The 18,031-nt window shown below is 65.5% G+C and carries 17 protein-coding genes; 13 read left to right on the plus strand and 4 right to left on the minus strand.

Going from position 1 to position 18,031, the window contains the following annotated elements; all coding sequences use genetic code 11:
• Window positions 1-9: 9 nt before the first annotated feature.
• A complete protein-coding gene (locus tag ACQR1W_RS09405) occupies window positions 10-927 on the minus strand; it encodes a DMT family transporter (RefSeq protein WP_434850545.1) in 918 nt (305 codons plus the stop codon).
• Between the two features lie 391 nt (window positions 928-1,318).
• Here ACQR1W_RS09405 and ACQR1W_RS09410 point away from each other — a divergent pair, with 391 nt between their 5' ends.
• The 13 genes from ACQR1W_RS09410 (at window position 1,319) to ACQR1W_RS09470 (ending at window position 14,949) form a co-directional block, all read left to right on the plus strand.
• Complete coding sequence (locus tag ACQR1W_RS09410) at window positions 1,319-2,338, plus strand: patatin-like phospholipase family protein (RefSeq protein WP_434850546.1); 1,020 nt, start codon at window positions 1,319-1,321, stop codon at window positions 2,336-2,338.
• Window positions 2,339-2,341: 3 nt separating this feature from the next.
• Window positions 2,342-3,796 carry a GntP family permease gene (locus tag ACQR1W_RS09415; RefSeq protein ID WP_434850547.1) on the plus strand — a complete coding sequence of 485 codons (1,455 nt, stop codon included), beginning with the start codon at window positions 2,342-2,344 and terminating at the stop codon, window positions 3,794-3,796.
• Window positions 3,797-3,967: 171 nt separating this feature from the next.
• On the plus strand, window positions 3,968-5,041 hold the full coding sequence (obgE, locus tag ACQR1W_RS09420) for a GTPase ObgE (RefSeq protein WP_434850548.1): 1,074 nt from the start codon (window positions 3,968-3,970) through the stop codon (window positions 5,039-5,041).
• A gap of 137 nt (window positions 5,042-5,178) precedes the next feature.
• The gene (proB, locus tag ACQR1W_RS09425) at window positions 5,179-6,321 is read left to right on the plus strand and encodes a glutamate 5-kinase (RefSeq protein ID WP_434850549.1); all 1,143 of its coding nucleotides are present in this window, start codon (window positions 5,179-5,181) and stop codon (window positions 6,319-6,321) included.
• Between the two features lie 68 nt (window positions 6,322-6,389).
• A complete protein-coding gene (locus ACQR1W_RS09430) occupies window positions 6,390-7,682 on the plus strand; it encodes a glutamate-5-semialdehyde dehydrogenase (protein ID WP_434850550.1) in 1,293 nt (430 codons plus the stop codon).
• Window positions 7,683-7,796: 114 nt separating this feature from the next.
• A complete protein-coding gene (locus ACQR1W_RS09435) occupies window positions 7,797-8,396 on the plus strand; it encodes a nicotinate-nucleotide adenylyltransferase (protein WP_434851125.1) in 600 nt (199 codons plus the stop codon).
• 317 nt (window positions 8,397-8,713) lie between these two features.
• On the plus strand, window positions 8,714-9,070 hold the full coding sequence (gene rsfS, locus ACQR1W_RS09440; RefSeq protein ID WP_035982652.1) for a ribosome silencing factor: 357 nt from the start codon (window positions 8,714-8,716) through the stop codon (window positions 9,068-9,070).
• A 46-nt stretch (window positions 9,071-9,116) separates the two neighbouring features.
• On the plus strand, window positions 9,117-9,599 hold the full coding sequence (gene rlmH / locus ACQR1W_RS09445; RefSeq protein ID WP_434850551.1) for a 23S rRNA (pseudouridine(1915)-N(3))-methyltransferase RlmH: 483 nt from the start codon (window positions 9,117-9,119) through the stop codon (window positions 9,597-9,599).
• Window positions 9,600-9,630: 31 nt separating this feature from the next.
• Window positions 9,631-11,010, plus strand: a complete 1,380-nt coding sequence (locus ACQR1W_RS09450; RefSeq protein ID WP_434850552.1) for a murein hydrolase activator EnvC family protein — start codon at window positions 9,631-9,633, stop codon at window positions 11,008-11,010.
• Window positions 11,007-12,392: a S41 family peptidase gene (locus ACQR1W_RS09455; protein ID WP_434850553.1), complete on the plus strand. Its 1,386-nt coding sequence runs from the start codon at window positions 11,007-11,009 to the stop codon at window positions 12,390-12,392. The genes ACQR1W_RS09450 and ACQR1W_RS09455 overlap by 4 nt, the downstream gene beginning before the upstream one ends.
• Before the next feature lie 182 nt (window positions 12,393-12,574).
• A complete protein-coding gene (locus tag ACQR1W_RS09460; protein ID WP_434850554.1) occupies window positions 12,575-13,789 on the plus strand; it encodes a divergent polysaccharide deacetylase family protein in 1,215 nt (404 codons plus the stop codon).
• Window positions 13,790-13,882: 93 nt separating this feature from the next.
• Window positions 13,883-14,389, plus strand: a complete 507-nt coding sequence (locus ACQR1W_RS09465; protein ID WP_434850555.1) for an RNA pyrophosphohydrolase — start codon at window positions 13,883-13,885, stop codon at window positions 14,387-14,389.
• A 53-nt stretch (window positions 14,390-14,442) separates the two neighbouring features.
• Entirely contained in the window at window positions 14,443-14,949 is a 507-nt protein-coding gene (locus tag ACQR1W_RS09470) for an RNA pyrophosphohydrolase (protein ID WP_434850556.1), read from the plus strand.
• A 73-nt stretch (window positions 14,950-15,022) separates the two neighbouring features.
• On the opposite strand, the gene ACQR1W_RS09475 is transcribed toward ACQR1W_RS09470, so the two are convergent.
• The 3 genes from ACQR1W_RS09475 to ACQR1W_RS09485 all read right to left on the minus strand — a co-directional run bounded on the left by ACQR1W_RS09475 (window position 15,023) and on the right by ACQR1W_RS09485 (window position 17,939).
• Complete coding sequence (locus tag ACQR1W_RS09475; protein ID WP_008971825.1) at window positions 15,023-15,430, minus strand: F0F1 ATP synthase subunit epsilon; 408 nt, start codon at window positions 15,428-15,430, stop codon at window positions 15,023-15,025.
• 91 nt (window positions 15,431-15,521) lie between these two features.
• Window positions 15,522-16,964, minus strand: a complete 1,443-nt coding sequence (atpD, locus tag ACQR1W_RS09480) for a F0F1 ATP synthase subunit beta (protein ID WP_434850557.1) — start codon at window positions 16,962-16,964, stop codon at window positions 15,522-15,524.
• Between the two features lie 96 nt (window positions 16,965-17,060).
• Window positions 17,061-17,939 (minus strand): F0F1 ATP synthase subunit gamma, encoded by an 879-nt coding sequence (locus ACQR1W_RS09485; protein WP_434850558.1) that lies wholly within the window; start codon window positions 17,937-17,939, stop codon window positions 17,061-17,063.
• Window positions 17,940-18,031 lie beyond the last annotated feature (92 nt).

An 18,031-nucleotide genomic window follows, 5' to 3' on the forward strand; every position in this document is an offset into this window, starting at 1 on the left:
GATAACCACTCACGCCGGCGGATTGACCGCGCTTTCGTCCCTGCCGAGGCTGCGCTCGCGCAGATAGATGTAGAGGCCGGCGCCGATGATGATCGCAGCGCCGACAAGCGTGGCCGGATGCGGCACGTCGCCGAACACGACGAAGCCGAAGATCACGGCCCACACGATCATCGAATATTGGTACGGTACGACGACGGATGCGGGTGCGAGCTTCAGCGAACGGTTGACGCAGAACAGGGCCGTCACCGAGATGAGACCGGCGGCCGCGAACAGCACCAGGCTGCTGGGCGTCGGCGTCACCCAACCGAATGGCGCCATCGCCGTCCCGAGCAGGAAGGTGCCGACGAATTGCGAGGACGCCATCACGATATCGGGCGTCGCACGCAATGAACGCGTGATCAGCATCAACACCGCGAAGGAGAGGCTGCCGCCCAGCGCGATCAACGCCGGCAGGCTGAAGGTCTGCGCCGACGGGCGCAGCGCGATCAACACACCGCAGAAGCCGATCAGGATCGCGCACCAGCGCCGCCAGCCGACGTGCTCGCGCAGCACCAGCGCCGACAGCGCGGTGACGAAGATCGGACCTGCGAGATAGTAGGTGATGACGTCAGCGAGCGGCAGATAGACGGTGGCGAGGAAGAATGCCGCGACTTCGAGCGTCGAGAGCATCACGCGAACGAGCTGCAGCCATGGCCGATCGAGGTTGAGGAATTGCGACCGCTGCCGCCAGATCATCGGCGACAGCAGCAGCAATGCGGCGCAGGCGCGCAAGCATAACAGCTGGCCGACCGAATAGGTCTGAACCAGAAACTTGCCGGTGGCATCGCCGAACGAGAACATGAAGATCGACAGCAGCATCAGGCCGATGCCGGCGAGCCGCGCCGAGCGGGAATCGTTATGAACGGAAATCCGGGAGAGGAAGGTCATTGCCGCGGCTAGATGTTTCTCTGCGTCGCCGTTTCTGCGTCGTGGCCGGGCAAGCGCGAAGCGCGTCTTGACGCGAATCCCGGCCATCCGCGTCAAGGATGCCGCGCTGTTTTATAGACGTGGATGGCCGGGACAAGCCCACGCGCATAACGATGTGGTGCGCTCTGCGTCTCACGATCTTTCGTTCTCGCCAGGATGATTGCGATGCACGAGTTCGACCTCGCCCAGCACCGGACACCGGATCGTGAGCGCATGGCGCCGGCCAGCGTGAGCAGGCCTGTCATCCAAGGTTTCGCCATCAGATAGCAAGCCTGCAACTTTCTCTCGCAAGTTCGGGCCAGTTGCGACATAGTTGCCCCCACGGCAGGTCAGCCAAGGGGAATATCCACCCATGGACCGAAGCCCCGTGCTGATCGATCTGGCCCTCCAGGGCGGAGGTTCGCACGGTGCGTTCACCTGGGGCGTTGTCGATCGGCTGCTCGAAGAGCCGTGGCTTCAGATCGCGGGCATTTCCGGAACCTCAGCCGGCGCGATGAACGCGGCTGTGCTGGCGCATGGCTGGATCGAGGGACAGGCCGGCGGTGCCCGCGAGGCCCTGGACAAATACTGGCGAGCCGTTTCGCGTGCCGCGGCCTTCAGCCTGCTGCAGCGCTCGCCTGTCGATCGCATGCTCGGACGATGGTCGATCGACACCTCTCCCGCCTATATCTTCACCGATCTGATGTCGCGGGTGCTGTCGCCCTACGACCTCAATCCGTTCGGCTTCAATCCGCTGCGCAAGATCCTGGTCGACAGCATCGACTTTGCACGTCTGGCCGAGGCTCCGATCAAGCTGTTCGTCACGGCCACCCGGGTACGAACCGGACGTGGACGGATTTTTCGTAACGGCGAGATCACGGCCGAAGTCCTGCTCGCGTCCGCCTGCCTGCCGACGATGTTTCGCGCGATCGAGATCGAGGGCGAACCTTATTGGGACGGCGGCTACGCCGGCAATCCCACCATCACCCCGCTCGTTCGCGAGACGGACGCGCGGGACACGATCCTCGTGCAGATCAATCCGACCGAACGCGCGGAGGAGCCGCGCAGCGCCGCCGATATCCTCAACCGCCTCAACGAGATCTCCTTCAATTCACCACTCGCCAAGGAGCTGCGGATGATTGCCCTGCTCCGTCAGGTCGTCGACCCCGGAACAGGAGAGGGCGCGCGCTGGGCGCAGATGAAGGCCCACCGGATCAAGAGCGATATGCTGGCGGCGTTCGGCGCTTCGTCGAAGCTCAACGCCGAATGGGAGTTCGTCTCGATGCTGCGCGACGAAGGGCGGCGCGCCGCGAGCGACTTCCTCGACACGCATGGCGCCGATCTCGGCGTGCGCTCGACGGCCAATCTCGATCTGCTGCTGTCGGAGTGCTGAGCAATGGGCCTCCTCGGCATCCTTGTCGGGCTGGGGCTGCTGATCTGGCTGGCGTTCCGCGGCTGGAGCGTGCTGTTGCTGGCACCGCTCTGCGCGCTGGTTGCCGCCGCCTTTGACGGCCAGCCCCTGCTCGCGAACTGGACGCAGATCTTCATGGGGAGTGCGGCCGGCTTTCTCGCCCAGTTCTTCCCGATCTTTCTGCTCGGCGCCGTGTTCGGAAAGCTGATGGATGACAGCGGCTCAGTGACCGCGGTCGCAGGCTTCATCACGCGCAAGCTGGGCGAACGCCGGACCATCCTCGGCGTCGTGCTCGCAGGAGCCCTGGTCACCTATGGCGGCGTCAGCCTGTTTGTCGCGTTCTTCGTGATCGTGCCGATGGCGCAATCGCTGTTTCGTGCCGCAGCGATTCCACAGCGTCTGATTCCGGCAGCCGTCATCCTGGGCACATCGAGCTTTACGATGTCGGCGCTGCCTGGCACGCCCTCGATTCAAAACGCGATCCCGATGCCGTTCTTCGGCACGACGCCGTTCGCTGCTCCAGGCCTTGGCATCATCGCAGGGGTCATCATGCTCGCGGTCGGGCTGTGGTGGCTGCATCGCGCCGAGCAGGCCGCGCGGCGCGCGAACGAAGGCTATGGCGAGGCGCCGGCGGCGCCGCCCCACGCGGCGGTCGATGATGAGTTCGTGCGCGAGCGGGCCAGCACCGCGCGGGAGTTCGATCCGGCGGAGCTTCGCCACGGTCATCGCAGCGAAGCAAGCGTCCCCGCCCTCAATGCGTTCCTGCCGCTGATCGTCGTGGTCGCGGTCAATCTGCTGATGTCGCTGGTCATCCTGCCGCGTCTTGACGTCTCATTCCTGGCCGAGCCGCGCTGGGGCGGCACGTCATTGGCGGCGGTTGCCGGCGTCTGGTCGGTGTCATCAGCACTGGCGGCCGCGATCGTCACCGTCATTTTCTGCAACTGGTCGCGGCTGCCGGAACTGCGGCAAACCCTGGATGCCGGTGCCAACGCATCCGTGCTGCCGGCGCTGAGTGTCGCGAGCCTGGTCGGATTCGGCGCGGTCATCGCCGCGCTGCCGGCCTTCGGCCTGGTGCGGGACTGGGTGCTGGGGATCGAGGGAGGTCCGCTGGTATCGCTGGCCGTCGCCACCAACCTGCTGGCAGCGCTGACCGGGTCGGCCTCGGGCGGCCTGACGATTGCGCTGGACGCGCTGGGTGCGACCTACATGGATATCGCCGCGCAACGGGGCATCCATCCGGATCTCCTGCACCGGGTCGCCGTGATCGGCTCGGGGACCCTCGATATCCTGCCCCATAACGGCGCCGTCGTGAGCCTTCTCGCGATCTGCGGACTGACCCATCGCCAGAGCTATTTCGACATCGTGATGGTGGGCATCGTCACCTCCATCATCGCTCTGATCGCCGTGATCGCGATCGGCAGCGCTTTCGGATCGTTCTGACGCCGGTCGCATCGCCACAGCAGCTGCCGACAGCCCAAATCGCAGGCGAGCCTGAAACAAAGGCATAATCAGGCTTAAGATCAGGTTTGGCGATCCCCGATTAAGCTTTTCGGCCGAAATCAAGGGAATCCGCGGTTGCCGCGACGGCCCGTCTCGCCTACCTAAAGCGGCATGAAATTCCTCGATGAAGCCAAGGTCTATGTGCGCTCCGGCGACGGCGGCAACGGTTGCGTTGCGTTCCGGCGGGAGAAGTTCATCGAGTTCGGCGGCCCCTCCGGCGGCAATGGCGGCCGCGGCGGCGACGTCATCATCGAGGCGGTCGACGGCCTGAACACGCTGATCGACTATCGCTATCAGCAGCATTTCAAGGCCCAGAAGGGCGAGAACGGCATGGGCAAGGACCGGCACGGCGCCGGCGGCAAGCCCGTGACCTTGAAGGTCCCCGTCGGCACCCAGATCTTCGATGAGGACAAGGAAACCCTGATCCACGATTTTACCGCCCGCGGCGAGACCTTCGTGCTCGCGCATGGCGGTAATGGCGGCTTCGGCAATGCCCATTTCAAGTCGCCGACCAACCGCGCGCCGCGCCACGCCAACCCCGGCCAGCCCGGTGAGGAGCGCTGGATCTGGCTGCGGCTGAAGCTGATTGCGGATGCCGGCCTGGTCGGGCTGCCCAATGCCGGCAAATCGACCTTCCTGTCCAAGGTCAGCGCCGCCAAGCCCAAGATCGCCGATTATCCCTTCACCACGCTGCATCCGCAGCTCGGGGTGGTGAATGCCGATGGCCGCGAATTCGTGCTGGCCGACATTCCCGGGCTGATCGAAGGCGCCCATGAGGGCGCCGGCCTCGGCGACCGCTTCTTAGGCCATGTCGAGCGCTGCCGTGTGCTTTTGCATCTGGTCGACGCTACCTGCGAGCACGCGGGCAAAGCCTACAAGACCGTGCGACACGAGCTCGAGGCCTATGGCGGCGAGCTCGCCGAGAAGATCGAGATCGTCGCACTGAACAAGATCGATGCGGTCGACGCCGATGAGCTGAAGAAGCAGCGCGACCGCCTGAAGCGCGCCGCCAAGAAGACGCCGCTCCTGCTGTCGGGCGCGACCGGTGAGGGCGTCAAGGAGGCATTGCGCAGCCTCGCCGAGGTGATCGGCGAGCAGCCGGTGTCCAACAAGGCCAAGAGCGCGGTCGAGAACGCCGCGACGGACGAGCCGTGGGCGGCACCACCGCCGCCGCCGCAAGGCTGAGCCCCCCGCGCAGCTTGCCTCGGACGCGGCGGCTTGCGACAATCCGCCACGTCCCACTCATCCGAACCAAGCATGCCCTCCGATGGACCCTTGCCTCCGTTGAGGCGAGGCATCCGAACCGATCCCGCAGCTGACCAATGGCCCAGCCCCAACTCGAAAATTTCCGCCGCATCGTGGTGAAGGTCGGCTCGTCGCTGCTGGTCGATGCCGAGGCCGGCGAGGTCCGGTCCTCCTGGCTGGCAGCTCTCGCCGCCGATATCGCCAAGCTCCACAGCGATGGTCGCGAGGTGCTGGTGGTGTCCTCGGGCTCGATCGCGCTCGGCCGCAGCCGCTTGAAGCTGCCGCGCGGCGCCTTGAAGCTCGAGGAGAGCCAAGCGGCCGCCGCGGTCGGCCAGATCGCGCTGGCGCGGATCTGGTCGGAGGTGTTGGGCGCGCACGGCATCGATGCCGGCCAGATCCTGGTGACGCTGCAGGACACTGAGGAACGGCGCCGCTATCTGAACGCACGCTCGACCATTGCCAAGCTCCTGGATTGGCGCGCGGTGCCTGTGATCAACGAGAACGACACGGTCGCCACGGCCGAGATCCGCTATGGCGACAACGATCGGCTCGCCGCGCGCGTCGCCACCATGGCCAGCGCCGACCTCCTGATCCTGCTCTCCGATATCGACGGGCTCTACACGGCGCCGCCAGCGCAGAACCCGGATGCGCAGCTCATTCCCGTAGTCGAAAGCATCACCGCGGAGATCGAGGCGATGGCAGGCAGCGCCGCGTCCGAACTGTCCCGCGGCGGCATGCGCACCAAGATCGAGGCGGGCAAGATCGCGACCACCGGCGGTACGCACATGCTGATCGCCTCGGGCAAGATCGAGCATCCGCTGGCCGCGATCGCCGGCGGCGGCCGTTGCACCTGGTTCTTGACCCCCGCCAACCCCGTCACCGCGCGCAAGCGCTGGATTGCGGGCTCGCTGGAGCCGAGGGGCACGCTGACGATCGATGCGGGGGCGGTTGCCGCGCTCCGCGCCGGCAAGAGCCTGCTGCCGGCCGGGGTAATCCGGGTGGACGGCCAGTTTGCCCGCGGCGATGCCGTGGTGGTCCGCGGCCCCGACATGCACGAGATCGGCCGCGGCCTCGTCGCCTATGATGCCGACGACGCGGACCGGATCAAAGGCCGCTCCTCGCCCGACGTGGCCGCGATCCTCGGCGTCTCCGGCCGTGCCGAAATGATCCACCGCGATGACCTCGTGATCGGGCCGGCCGCGGTTGGGCCGATGGCGTAGCCGGCCCAAATTCGCGCCGGCGCCACTTTCGTGCTAGGAAATCGACCGGAATCCAAGGTTGGAACGCTATGACTGCTTCCCTCAAAGCCATCGACGGCAGCGCCGATCTGCCCGTGCTGATGAACGAGCTTGCCGCACAGGCGCGCAACGCCGCGCGCGTGCTGTCGCTGGCGCCGGCTGAGCAGAAGAACCGCGCGCTGGAGGCGATGGAGCGCCTGATCCACGCCGGCGCCGATGCCATCCTGGCGGCCAATGCCGAGGACGTCGCCGAGGCCAAGGCCGCTGGAACGACCAGCGCCTTCATTGACCGCCTGACGCTGACGCCGGCGCGCATCACCGCCATGGCCGACGGGATCGCCGCCGTGCGCGCGATTTCCGATCCGGTCGGCGTCGTCACCGAAAGCTGGCAGCGCCCGAACGGAATGACCATCGAGCGCGTGCGGGTGCCGCTCGGCGTCATCGCCGTGATCTTCGAAAGCCGCCCGAATGTCGCGGCCGATGCCGGCGCGCTGTGCCTGAAGTCGGGCAATGCGGTGATCCTGCGCGGCGGCTCCGACTCCTTCCGCTCCTGCCGCGCGATCCACGACTGCCTGGCGCAGGGCTTGCGCGAGGCCGGCCTGCCCGAAGCGGCTATCACCCTGGTGCCAACGCGCGACCGCGCCGCGGTGGGCCTGCTGCTGAGCGGCTTGAACGGCGGCGTCGACGTGATCGTGCCGCGCGGCGGCAAGAGCTTGGTGGCGCGCGTCGAGGCCGAAGCACGCGTGCCCGTGTTCGCGCATCTCGAAGGCGTCAATCACGTCTATGTCGACGGTGCGGCCGATCTCGAGATGGCCAAATCGATCGTGCTGAACGCGAAGATGCGTCGCACCGGCGTCTGCGGCGCCGCCGAGACATTGCTGGTCGATCGCGCCGCAGCCGGCACCCTGCTCAAGCCCCTGGTCGACACGCTGATCGGCGCCGGCTGCGAGGTGCGCGGCGACGGCACGGTGCAAGCGGCCGATGCACGCGTGCAGCCGGCGCGTGAAGAGGACTGGGACACGGAATATCTCGACGCCATCATCGCCGCCAAGATCGTCGACGGCGTCGATGGCGCCATCGCCCATATCCACGAACACGGTTCGCATCACACGGACGCTATCGTCACCGGAGATACCAAGACAGCTGACAAGTTCCTCAACGAGGTGGACTCGGCAATCGTGCTGCACAACGCCTCGACGCAGTTCGCCGACGGTGGCGAGTTCGGCTTCGGCGCCGAGATCGGCATTGCCACCGGCAAGTTCCATGCGCGCGGCCCGGTCGGCGTGGAACAGCTGACGAGCTTCAAATATCGCATCCATGGCACCGGGCAGACCCGCCCGTGACGTCGATGCGCTTGCAGGTCAACCGAGCGTGAGTCACCAGCCGAGCTGCCAGAGCCAGCAGCGGAGACGTCATTGAGCGACATCTCCGCCGCCGCGCCCGCGCTTCCCCACGGTCTGCCGCCTTACAGCGATGGCATGCGCATCGGCCTGCTCGGCGGCTCGTTCAATCCGCCGCATCAGGCGCATCGCGCAATCAGCCTGTTCGCGCTGAAGCGATTGCAACTCGATCGCGTCTGGTGGCTGGTCACACCGGGCAACCCGCTCAAGGACAATGGCGGGCTGCATGGGCTGGCCGAGCGCGCCGCCGCCGCGGAGAAAATGGCCGCCGACCCCCGGATCGAAATCAGCTGTCTCGAATCCGTCATCGGTACGCGCTACACTGCCGACACGATCAACTACTTGCGCAAGCGTGCGTCGCGCCTGCGCTTTGTCTGGATCATGGGCGCTGACAATCTCGCGCAGTTCCATCGTTGGCAGAACTGGCAGCGCATCGCTGCCCAAGTGCCGATTGCGGTGATCGATCGGCCGCCACAGAGCTTCCGCGCCTTGACCGCGCCTGCGGCCCGCGCCCTCGCCCGCTACCGCATCCCAGAGACCCAGGCGGCCCGGCTTGCGGATCGCCGCGCGCCGGCCTGGGTCTTCCTGAGCGGATTGAAACTGAACCTGTCGTCCACCGGCCTCAGGAACCCGGACGGCAGCTGGAAGTCGGCGTAGATGCAGGCCCGCAGCGAAACGCGCGTGCGGTACCAAACATGCATAGGCACTAAACGTGCATAGCGTTGGTTCGGCCCCCTTGCTCCGGGGTTTTGAGGGCCGATTCCGTTACCGAACCTCGGAAAAGTGCCTGGAAAAGTGGGGTACTGGATTATTGAACTCGTTAACCCCACATGCGTAGTATAGTCGGCAGGCGAAGACAGATTCGGCCTGCGATACAGTGAAAGGAATGGTCCCTGACCACATCTGTATTGTCCCAGTCGGTTTTACCCAAGACGGTAAAGTCTGCGCGTAAAACTGCGACCTCGAAAGCGGCCTTGCAGGCGCAACCCGACGCCGACAAGACCTTGAGCACCATCCTCTCCCGCCTCGACGATATGAAGGCGGAAGAAACGGTCACCATCGACCTCCGCGGCAAATCGGCTTATTCCGACTACATGGTCGTCACCTCGGGCCGGTCCAACCGGCACGTGGGCTCGATCGCGGAAAACGTCGCCAAAGGCCTGAAGGAAGCCGGTGCCAAGCCGCCCCATATCGAAGGCTTGCCCAATTGCGATTGGGTGCTGATCGATTCCGGCGACGTGATCGTGCACGTGTTCAGGCCCGAGGTCCGCGAGTTCTACAATCTCGAACGGTTGTGGACGCAGGGGCCGAAGCCGGCGAAGACGCTCTGACGCGACGACGGTGTCACGCGACGCGAGCGCATGCTAACGCTGTCGCATGCGCAGCGTAGTGATTGCCGTTGGCCGGCTCAAGCAGGGCCCTGAACGCGAGCTCGCCGAGCGCTACCGCGAACGCTTCGACGATCTCGGCCGCAAGCTCGGCTTCCGTGGCCTCGATATTCTTGAAATCGGCGAAAGCCGCGCCCGCGATTCGGCGACGCGCATAGCCGAGGAGGCGGCGGCGATCACCGCCCACATCCCGGATAAATCCGTGCTTGTCACGCTCGACGAACACGGCCAGAACATCGACAGTGCGAGCTTTGCCGCCCAGCTCGGTCGTTGGCGGGACGCGGCCGCCCCCGCGGCCGCTTTCGTGATCGGCGGGGCGGACGGACTTTCGCCCGAATTGCAGCGCAGAGCGAAACTGAGGATTGCCTTCGGGACCGCAACCTGGCCGCATCAGATTGTCCGCGTTTTGCTTCTGGAGCAGCTTTACCGGGCCGCGACGATCCTGGCCGGCCACCCCTATCACCGCGCTTGAACGGGCGCCGAGACGAGCACATTACCATCCGATGTCCGCTGCGCGGCCTTTTCGATCCCCCCTCCCCACCGGCCACTCGGGCCGGGCTTGCACCGCGCCGCTGTTCGCCCTCGTTGTGTCCGCGACCCTCTTGGCCGGCCTTGCGCCGGCATCCAGCCAGACCACATTGCGGCCCTCGATCGGCACGCCAACGGCTGACGCGACGTCCGCCGACGCGCTGAAGCAGCGCCAGCAGGAGCTGGACGCAGCCCGCGCCGCGCAAAAAAGCGCGGCTGAAGCGCAGGAGCGGCTGAAGGCCGACATCGCCTCGATCGGGCAGGATCGCAGCAAGCTCAATCAGCAACTGGTCGATGTCGCCGCGCAGGTGCGCGGCGTCGAAGCGCGCATCGGCGAGGCCGAGACCCGGTTGCGCGGCCTGGATGCCCGCGAGCAGGATCTGCGCGACTCGCTGGAATCGCGCCGGTCCGAGATCATCGAAGTGCTGGCGGCGCTGCAGCGCGCCGGTCGTCGCACGCCGCCGGCACTCCTGGTGCGCCCCGAGGATGCGCTGCAATCGCTGCGGACCGCGATGCTGCTGGGCTCGGTCGTGCCGGAGATGCGCAGCCGCGCCGAAAAGCTATCCGCCGATTTGGGCGAGTTGCTCAACGTGCGCAAAACCATCGGCACTGAACGTGACAAGCTCGCGCTCGACCGCGACAAGCTGCGGGCCGATCAGACGCGGCTCGCCGCTCTGGTCGACGAGCGGCAGCGCCAGCAGGCGACCGCCGAGAAGGACATGCAGGCCGAAGGCGTCCGGGCGGTCGCGCTGGCCCAGCAGGTCGACACGCTGCAGGGCCTGATCTCGACCATGGAGCAGGACGTCAAGAGCGCCGCCAAGGCCGCGGTGACGGCGAGCCTGCAGGGCGTCCCGGTCAACAACAAGCCTGACGTCAACGCGCTGCGCAATCCGAACCGCAAGAGCCCGGCCATCGCCTTCGCCTCGAGCAAAGGCATGCTCGCTTTTCCGGTGAACGGCATCAAGATTCGCGGTTTCGGCGGTTCCGACGGCGCCAGCAGCGTTGATAAAGGCATTTCTTTGGCGACCCGGCCGGGCGCCCAGGTCACAACGCCGTGTGATGGCTGGGTTGTGTATGCCGGCCCCTTCCGCAGCTACGGACAACTCTTGATCCTCAACGCCGGGGGCGGGTATCATGTCTTGATCGCCGGGATGGAGCGCATTTCCGTCACTATCGGACAGTTTGTTCAGGCGGGAGAGCCGGTTGCGACCATGGGGGCGACCTCACAGGTGGCCTCCATTCTCGCCACCAATGCGAGCCAACCAGTGCTCTATGTCGAATTTCGTAAAGACGGCACTCCAATCGATCCAGGCCCATGGTGGGCCACAAATGAAGGCGAAAAGGTACGCGGATGATGCGTAAGACTTCGGTAATTCTCCTGAGCGCGGCCACCGGTGCGGCATTGACCCTGATGGTGACCCAGCCACGCGCAGTGCTGATGGGATCGACCGCGCGCGCCGCGACCGCTGATACCTATCGCCAGCTCAATCTGTTCGGCGACGTGTTCGAGCGGGTGCGCAGCGACTACGTCGAGAAGCCCGATGATTCGAAGCTCGTGGAATCCGCGATCAGCGGCATGCTGTCGGGCCTCGATCCGCACTCGAGCTACATGGACGCCAAGAGCTTCCGCGACATGCAGGTGCAGACCCGCGGTGAGTTCGGCGGCCTCGGCATCGAGGTCACGATGGAAGACGGCCTGATCAAGGTGGTCTCGCCGATCGACGACACGCCGGCCTCAAAGGCCGGCATCCAGGCCAACGACATCATCACCAATCTCGACGAAGAGGCGGTGCAGGGACTGACCCTGAACCAGGCGGTCGAGAAGATGCGCGGGCCGGTGGGCACCAAGATCAAGCTCAAGATCGTTCGCAAGGGTGTCGACAATCCGCTCGATGTGACGCTGACCCGCGACAACATCCGCGTCCGTTCGGTGCGCTCGCGCGTCGAGGCTGACGACATCGCCTATATCCGCGTCACCACCTTCAACGAGCAGACCACCGAAGGCCTGAAGAAGAGCATCGGCGACCTGCAGAACCAGATCGGCGACAAGCTGAAGGGCTACATCATCGATCTCCGCAACAATCCGGGCGGCCTGCTCGAGGAGGCGGTGACCGTATCTGATAGCTTCCTGGAGCGCGGCGAGATCGTCTCGACCCGCGGCCGCAATGCCGAGGAAACCCAGCGCCGCACCGCGCATCCGGGCGACCTCACCAAGGGCAAGCCGGTCATCGTGCTGATCAATGGCGGCTCGGCGTCGGCTTCCGAGATCGTCGCCGGCGCGTTGCAGGACCACAAGCGCGCGACGCTGGTCGGCACGCGCTCGTTCGGCAAGGGCTCGGTGCAGACCATCATCCCGCTCGGCGCCGGCAATGGCGCGCTGCGGCTGACCACCGCGCGTTACTACACGCCGTCGGGCAAGTCGATCCAGGCCAAGGGTATCGTGCCTGATATCGAGGTGCTGCAGGACGTGCCGGATGAGCTGAAGTCGCGCACCGATACCAAGGGTGAGGCCTCGCTGCGCGGCCACCTGAAGAACGATGGCGACGAGAAGACCGGCTCGCAGTCCTACGTGCCGCCGGATGCCAAGGACGACAAGGCGCTCAAGATGGCCGACGATCTCCTGCACGGCATCAAGAGCAGCTCCTCGGCGAACCCTGCACCGGCCGCGACGACGACCGACAAGGCGGCTGCAGACAAGCCGGCCGTCAGCGACCGCCAGGCGCCGAAGCCGAACTGATACTCGGCGCGCAACGAGCCAGTGCGAGATTTCGAGAGGGCGGCCTACGTACGGGCCGCCCTTTTTGTTTTGGGCCCGTCAGCGTATCAGCCCACCCTCCCCTGCTCTTCGGTCGCCAAGCCCGAAGCCTGCCGCCGGCGCTTGGGCGTGGTATCGTCGCCCGGACTGATTCGGGAATTTCGATGACAGAAACGGCCGACGAGCTGAGCGCCCCGCTCGGGCAGACGGAGACACGTCGCAGGCGCCGGATTCGGCTTCCGTTCACAGGATGGCAGGCCCTGGCAGTGCTGCTCGGCCTGTTCCTGGTCATCTTTGCCGGCTTTGCGCTATTCCATGACGATCCGCTTGGCGGTGAGCCGATGGCGCGGATTGCGATCAACAATGGGGCCAAAGCCACTGACACCAAGCCCGGTGCGGCAAAGCCGGAGGGCAAGTCCGAGCCGCAGGGCACCGCGCCGGCGGGCCAGGAATCGAATAGCGGCGCCAAGACCGTAACCATCATCGACGGCTCCAGTGGAGCGCGGCACGAGGTTGCGATCGGCTCCGGCGCGACCGACGGCAGTGATTCGAGCACGGCTGCGCCGGCCACCGCCATGATCGGCGTCGATCCGCGGCTGCTCGAGAAATCGCGCTACGGCATGATTCCGGTGTCCGCCGACGGGCTGAAGCCATTCACGGCCTATGCTGCCGACGCCGATCGGGCCAAAGCTGCGAAAATGCCGGTCGTCGCGATCGTGATCGGCGGGCTCGGCGTCGGCGCGGCCAAGACCGCCGACGCGATCATGAAACTGCCGCCAGCCGTAACGCTCGCCTTCACCCCTTACGGCTCCGATCCCGGCAAGCTCGCCGAGCGGGCGCGGGCGCAGCGGCACGAAATCCTGCTGCAGATCCCGATGGAGCCGTATGATTATCCGGACAACGACCCCGGCCCGCAGACGCTGCTCGCCACCTTGGCGCCGGACCAGAATGTCGATCGGCTCTATTGGCATTTGAGCCGGCTGCAGGGCTATGTCGGGTTGGCGAACTTCATGGGCGCACGTTTCGTGGCGACCGATAGCGCGATGCAGCCGATCATGGCCGAGGCCGCCAAGCGGGGGCTCGCCTTCTTTGACGATGGCGCGGCTCCGCGCAGCGTGGCCAACGCGCTTGCAACCGGGCAGGCCATGCCCTTCGCAAAGGGGGATGTCGCAATCGACGCGGTGCCGACCTCGGTCGAGATCGAGAATGCGCTGGCCAAGCTCGAGAGCCTGGCGAAAGATCGCGGCGTGGCGATCGGGACGGCATCCGCCCTGCCGGTCTCGATCGAGCGCATCGGAACCTGGATCAAGGGGCTGGACCGCAAAGGCATTCTGCTTGTGCCATTGACAACGGCCATGCTGAAATCAAAATCGAATTGACGGGCGACCGGTCCAGCGACCGGCCGGCACCGGCGACGCGAGCGGCTCAACGAGACTCAATGAAACGAGTCGGCCGCAGGAAGGCCTGATGGAATGACGCGTTACGAAGATCTGCCCTACCGCGACTGCGTCGGCGTCATGCTGATCAACAAAGAGGGGCTGGTCTTCATCGGTCGCCGCGCCGGCGGGATCGAGCATGTCGACGAATCTCATGTGTGGCAGATGCCGCAAGGTGGCGTCGACCCCGGCGAAGAAGCCTGGGAGGCGGCCAAGCGTGAGCTCTATGAGGAAACCAGCGTGCGCTCGGTCGAGAAGCTCGCTGAAGTCGGCGACTGGCTGACCTACGACATTCCGCGCACGGTGGCGGGGCGCGCCTGGAAGGGGCGCTATCGCGGTCAGCGTCAGAAGTGGTTTGCTTTGCGCTTCACCGGCCAGGATAGCGAGATCGACGTCGCCCATCCCGGCGGCGGCCACCACAAGGCTGAATTCGTCGGCTGGCGCTGGGAGCCGATGCAGAACCTGCCGGAGCTGATCGTGCCGTTCAAGCGGCCGGTCTATGAACGCGTGGTCCAGGAATTCGCCAATCTCGCACGGAAATAGCGTGCGCGCGCGTCGTGCGCCGTACGTTCTCAATAGCGTCAGTTCAGGCAGCCATGAGCGAGACCAGACCCTATCGCCCGAATGTCGGGATCGCGCTGTTCAATGCGCAAGGCGAGGTGTTCCTTGGGCACCGCTTCCGCGACGACGGGCCCGAGATCGTCCTGCCCGGGCTTGAATGGCAGATGCCGCAAGGTGGCGTCGATCCGGGCGAGGATTTTCGCGAGGCGGCACGTCGCGAGCTCTGGGAGGAGACAGGCATCCGCGCCGCCGAATTTCTCGGCGAGACCGATTGGCTCACTTATGAGTTTCCGCCGTTTGACGACCCCTCACATCGGCTGGCGAAATTCCGTGGCCAGCGCCAGAAATGGTTCGCGATGCGCTTTACCGGGCGTGAGGTGGAGATCGATCCGCTGACGCCGCGCAACGGACAGGCGGCCGAATTCGATGCGTGGCGGTGGGAGCAGCTTGCGCGCGTGCCAGATCTTGTCGTGCCGTTCCGCCGCGAGGTCTATCGCGCCGTGGCGCAACAGTTCGCCCACTACGCCGGACCTGCTCGATAGGAAAATGGCCGGGACGATGCCCGGCCATTTTTGCTGATTGATGGTGTTTGCGAGTTCTCGGGCCGCCGCCGGCTTAATGCAGGGCAGTCGTGTTGATCTGCTGCTGGACGGTCTTGAACTGATCCAGCCGCTCAATGGCACGATCGAGCTCGTCGCCTTCCTTTTCGGCGAGCTTGGCTTCCATCTTCGCGATTTCGTCGGCGAGCGCAGTGCGGTCGAGCTCGGCGAGCGAAGTGGCGATGTCGGCGAGCACGGTCAGCCCCTTCTCGGAGACTTCCGCAAGCCCGCCCGCCACGATGATCTTCTCGCGCGTGTTGCCGGTCGTCACGGTCAGGATGCCCGGTCGCAAGGCCGCGACGAACGGCGCATGCCCGGCCAGGACGCCGAAATCACCTTCCAGGCCGGGGACGTCGACCTGGTCGACCTGGCCCGAGAAGGCGATCTTTTCCGGAGACACGAGATCGAAATGAAAAGTGGCCATTGAACACCTGCGAATAGCGAACAGCTGATAGCGAGTAGTGAAGAGGAAGCAGCGAACAGTCCGTTCTATTCGCTACTCCCTATTCGCCCCCTTACGCCGCCTCGGCGGCCAGCTTCTTGCCCTTCTCGACCGCCTCTTCGATGGCGCCGACCATGTAGAAGGCGGCTTCCGGCAGGTGGTCATACTTGCCTTCGCAGAGGCCGCGGAAGCCCTTGATGGTATCCGCGAGCTCGACGAACTTGCCGGGCGAGCCGGTGAAGATTTCGGCGACGTGGAACGGCTGCGACAGGAAGCGCTCGATCTTGCGGGCGCGCGCCACCGTCAGCTTGTCCTCTTCCGACAGCTCGTCCATGCCGAGAATGGCGATGATGTCCTGCAGCGACTTGTAGCGCTGCAGGATCTGCTGGACCATGCGCGCGGTGGTGTAGTGTTCCTCGCCGACCACGAGCGGCGACAGCATGCGCGAGGTCGAGTCGAGCGGGTCGACGGCCGGGTAGATGCCCTTTTCCGAGATCGCGCGATTCAACACGGTGGTCGCGTCCAAGTGCGCGAACGAGGTGGCCGGCGCCGGGTCGGTCAAGTCGTCGGCCGGCACGTAGATCGCCTGCACCGAGGTGATCGAGCCTTTGGTGGTGGTCGTGATGCGCTCCTGCAGCGCGCCCATGTCGGTGGCGAGCGTCGGCTGATAGCCCACGGCGCTCGGGATGCGGCCGAGCAGCGCCGACACTTCCGAGCCGGCTTGCGTGAAGCGGAAGATGTTGTCGACGAAGAACAGCACGTCCTGACCCTGGTCGCGGAAATACTCGGCGACGGTCAGGCCGGTGAGGCCGACGCGGGCGCGCGCACCCGGCGGCTCGTTCATCTGGCCGTACACCAGCGCGCACTTCGACTGGACGCCCGCTTCAGGCTTATGCGGATCGGCGTTCACCTTGGACTCGATGAACTCGTGATAGAGGTCGTTGCCCTCGCGGGTACGCTCGCCGACGCCGGCGAACACCGAGTAACCGCCGTGGGCCTTGGCGACGTTGTTGATCAGCTCCTGGATCAGCACGGTCTTGCCGACGCCTGCGCCGCCGAACAGGCCGATCTTGCCACCCTTGGCATAGGGCGCAAGGAGATCGACGACCTTGATGCCGGTGACGAGAATTTCCGCCTCGGTGGACTGATCGGTGTATTCCGGAGCCGGCTGATGGATGGCGCGCTTGCCGACCGCCTTGATCGGGCCGGCCTCGTCGACAGGGTCGCCGATCACGTTCATGATGCGGCCGAGTGTGCCGTCGCCGACCGGGACCGAGATCGGCTCGCCGGTGTCGGTGACTTCCTGGCCGCGCACCAGGCCTTCGGTGGTGTCCATGGCGATGGTGCGCACGGTGCTCTCACCGAGGTGCTGCGCGACTTCGAGCACCAGGCGGTTGCCGGCGTTCTTCGTCTCCAGCGAGTTCAGAATGGCGGGCAGGTGACCTTCGAACTGAACGTCGACGACGGCGCCGATGACCTGGGTAATGCGACCGATCTGGTTGGCTGCGGTAGCCATCTCATCTCTCTCCTTAACGAACCCGAATTCTCGCCTTGGCCGGCTCGACCGGGATATTGGCGTTTTGATTGCTTCCGATGAGTGCAGCGCGGCCGGTTAGACCGCCTCGGCACCCGAAATGATTTCGATAAGTTCCTTGGTGATCATCGCCTGGCGGGTCCGGTTGTAGACCAGCGTCTGCTTGCGGATCATCTCGCCGGCGTTGCGCGTGGCGTTGTCCATAGCCGTCATCTGCGCGCCGTAGAACGAGGCGTTGTTCTCCAACAGGGCACGGAAGACCTGCACGGCGACGTTGCGCGGCAGCAGACGCGAAAGGATCTCATCCTCTTCCGGCTCATATTCGTAAGGCGCGATCGGCCCGGCATTGGCGGGTCGCTCTTCGAGCTCGAGCGGGATGATCTGCTGGGCGGTCGGCAGCTGCGCGATCACCGATTTGAAGCGCGAATAGAACAGCGTGCAGACGTCGAACTCACCGGCTTCGAAACGCGCGATCACCTGCTTGGCGATGCCCTCGGCGTTGACGAAGCCGAGCTGGCGCACCGCGCGCAGGTCGACATGCTCGATGATCTGCTTCTCGAACTGGCGGCGGAGCTGCTCATAGCCCTTGCGGCCGACGCAGAAGAATTTGACTTCCTTGCCCTCGTTCATCAGCGCCAGCGCGCGCTCACGCGCCAGACGCACGATCGAGGAATTGAAGGCGCCGGACAGGCCGCGCTCGCCGGTGCAGACCAGGAGCAGATGCACCCGGTCAGCACCGGTGCCCCCCAGCAGTTTCGGCGCGGTGCTCGATCCCGCCGCCGCGCTCGCGATGTTCGAGATCACCGCGTCCATCTTCTCGGCGTAGGGACGCGCCGCTTCGGCCGCCATCTGCGCGCGGCGCAGCTTCGACGCCGCAACCATCTGCATGGCCTTGGTGATCTTCTGCGTCGCCTTGGTCGAGGCGATGCGGACCCGCATGTCTTTCAGTGACGCCATTGTTCGTCCAGCTCACCCCGGCGGCCGATCCCGCAGGACTTGGCCGCTCAACCCTTAAGCTCGGTCATGCCCGACCTTATGCCGGGCATGAC

The organism is Bradyrhizobium sp. HKCCYLS1011 (genome assembly GCF_051167795.1).
Lineage (GTDB): Bacteria > Pseudomonadota > Alphaproteobacteria > Rhizobiales > Xanthobacteraceae > Bradyrhizobium.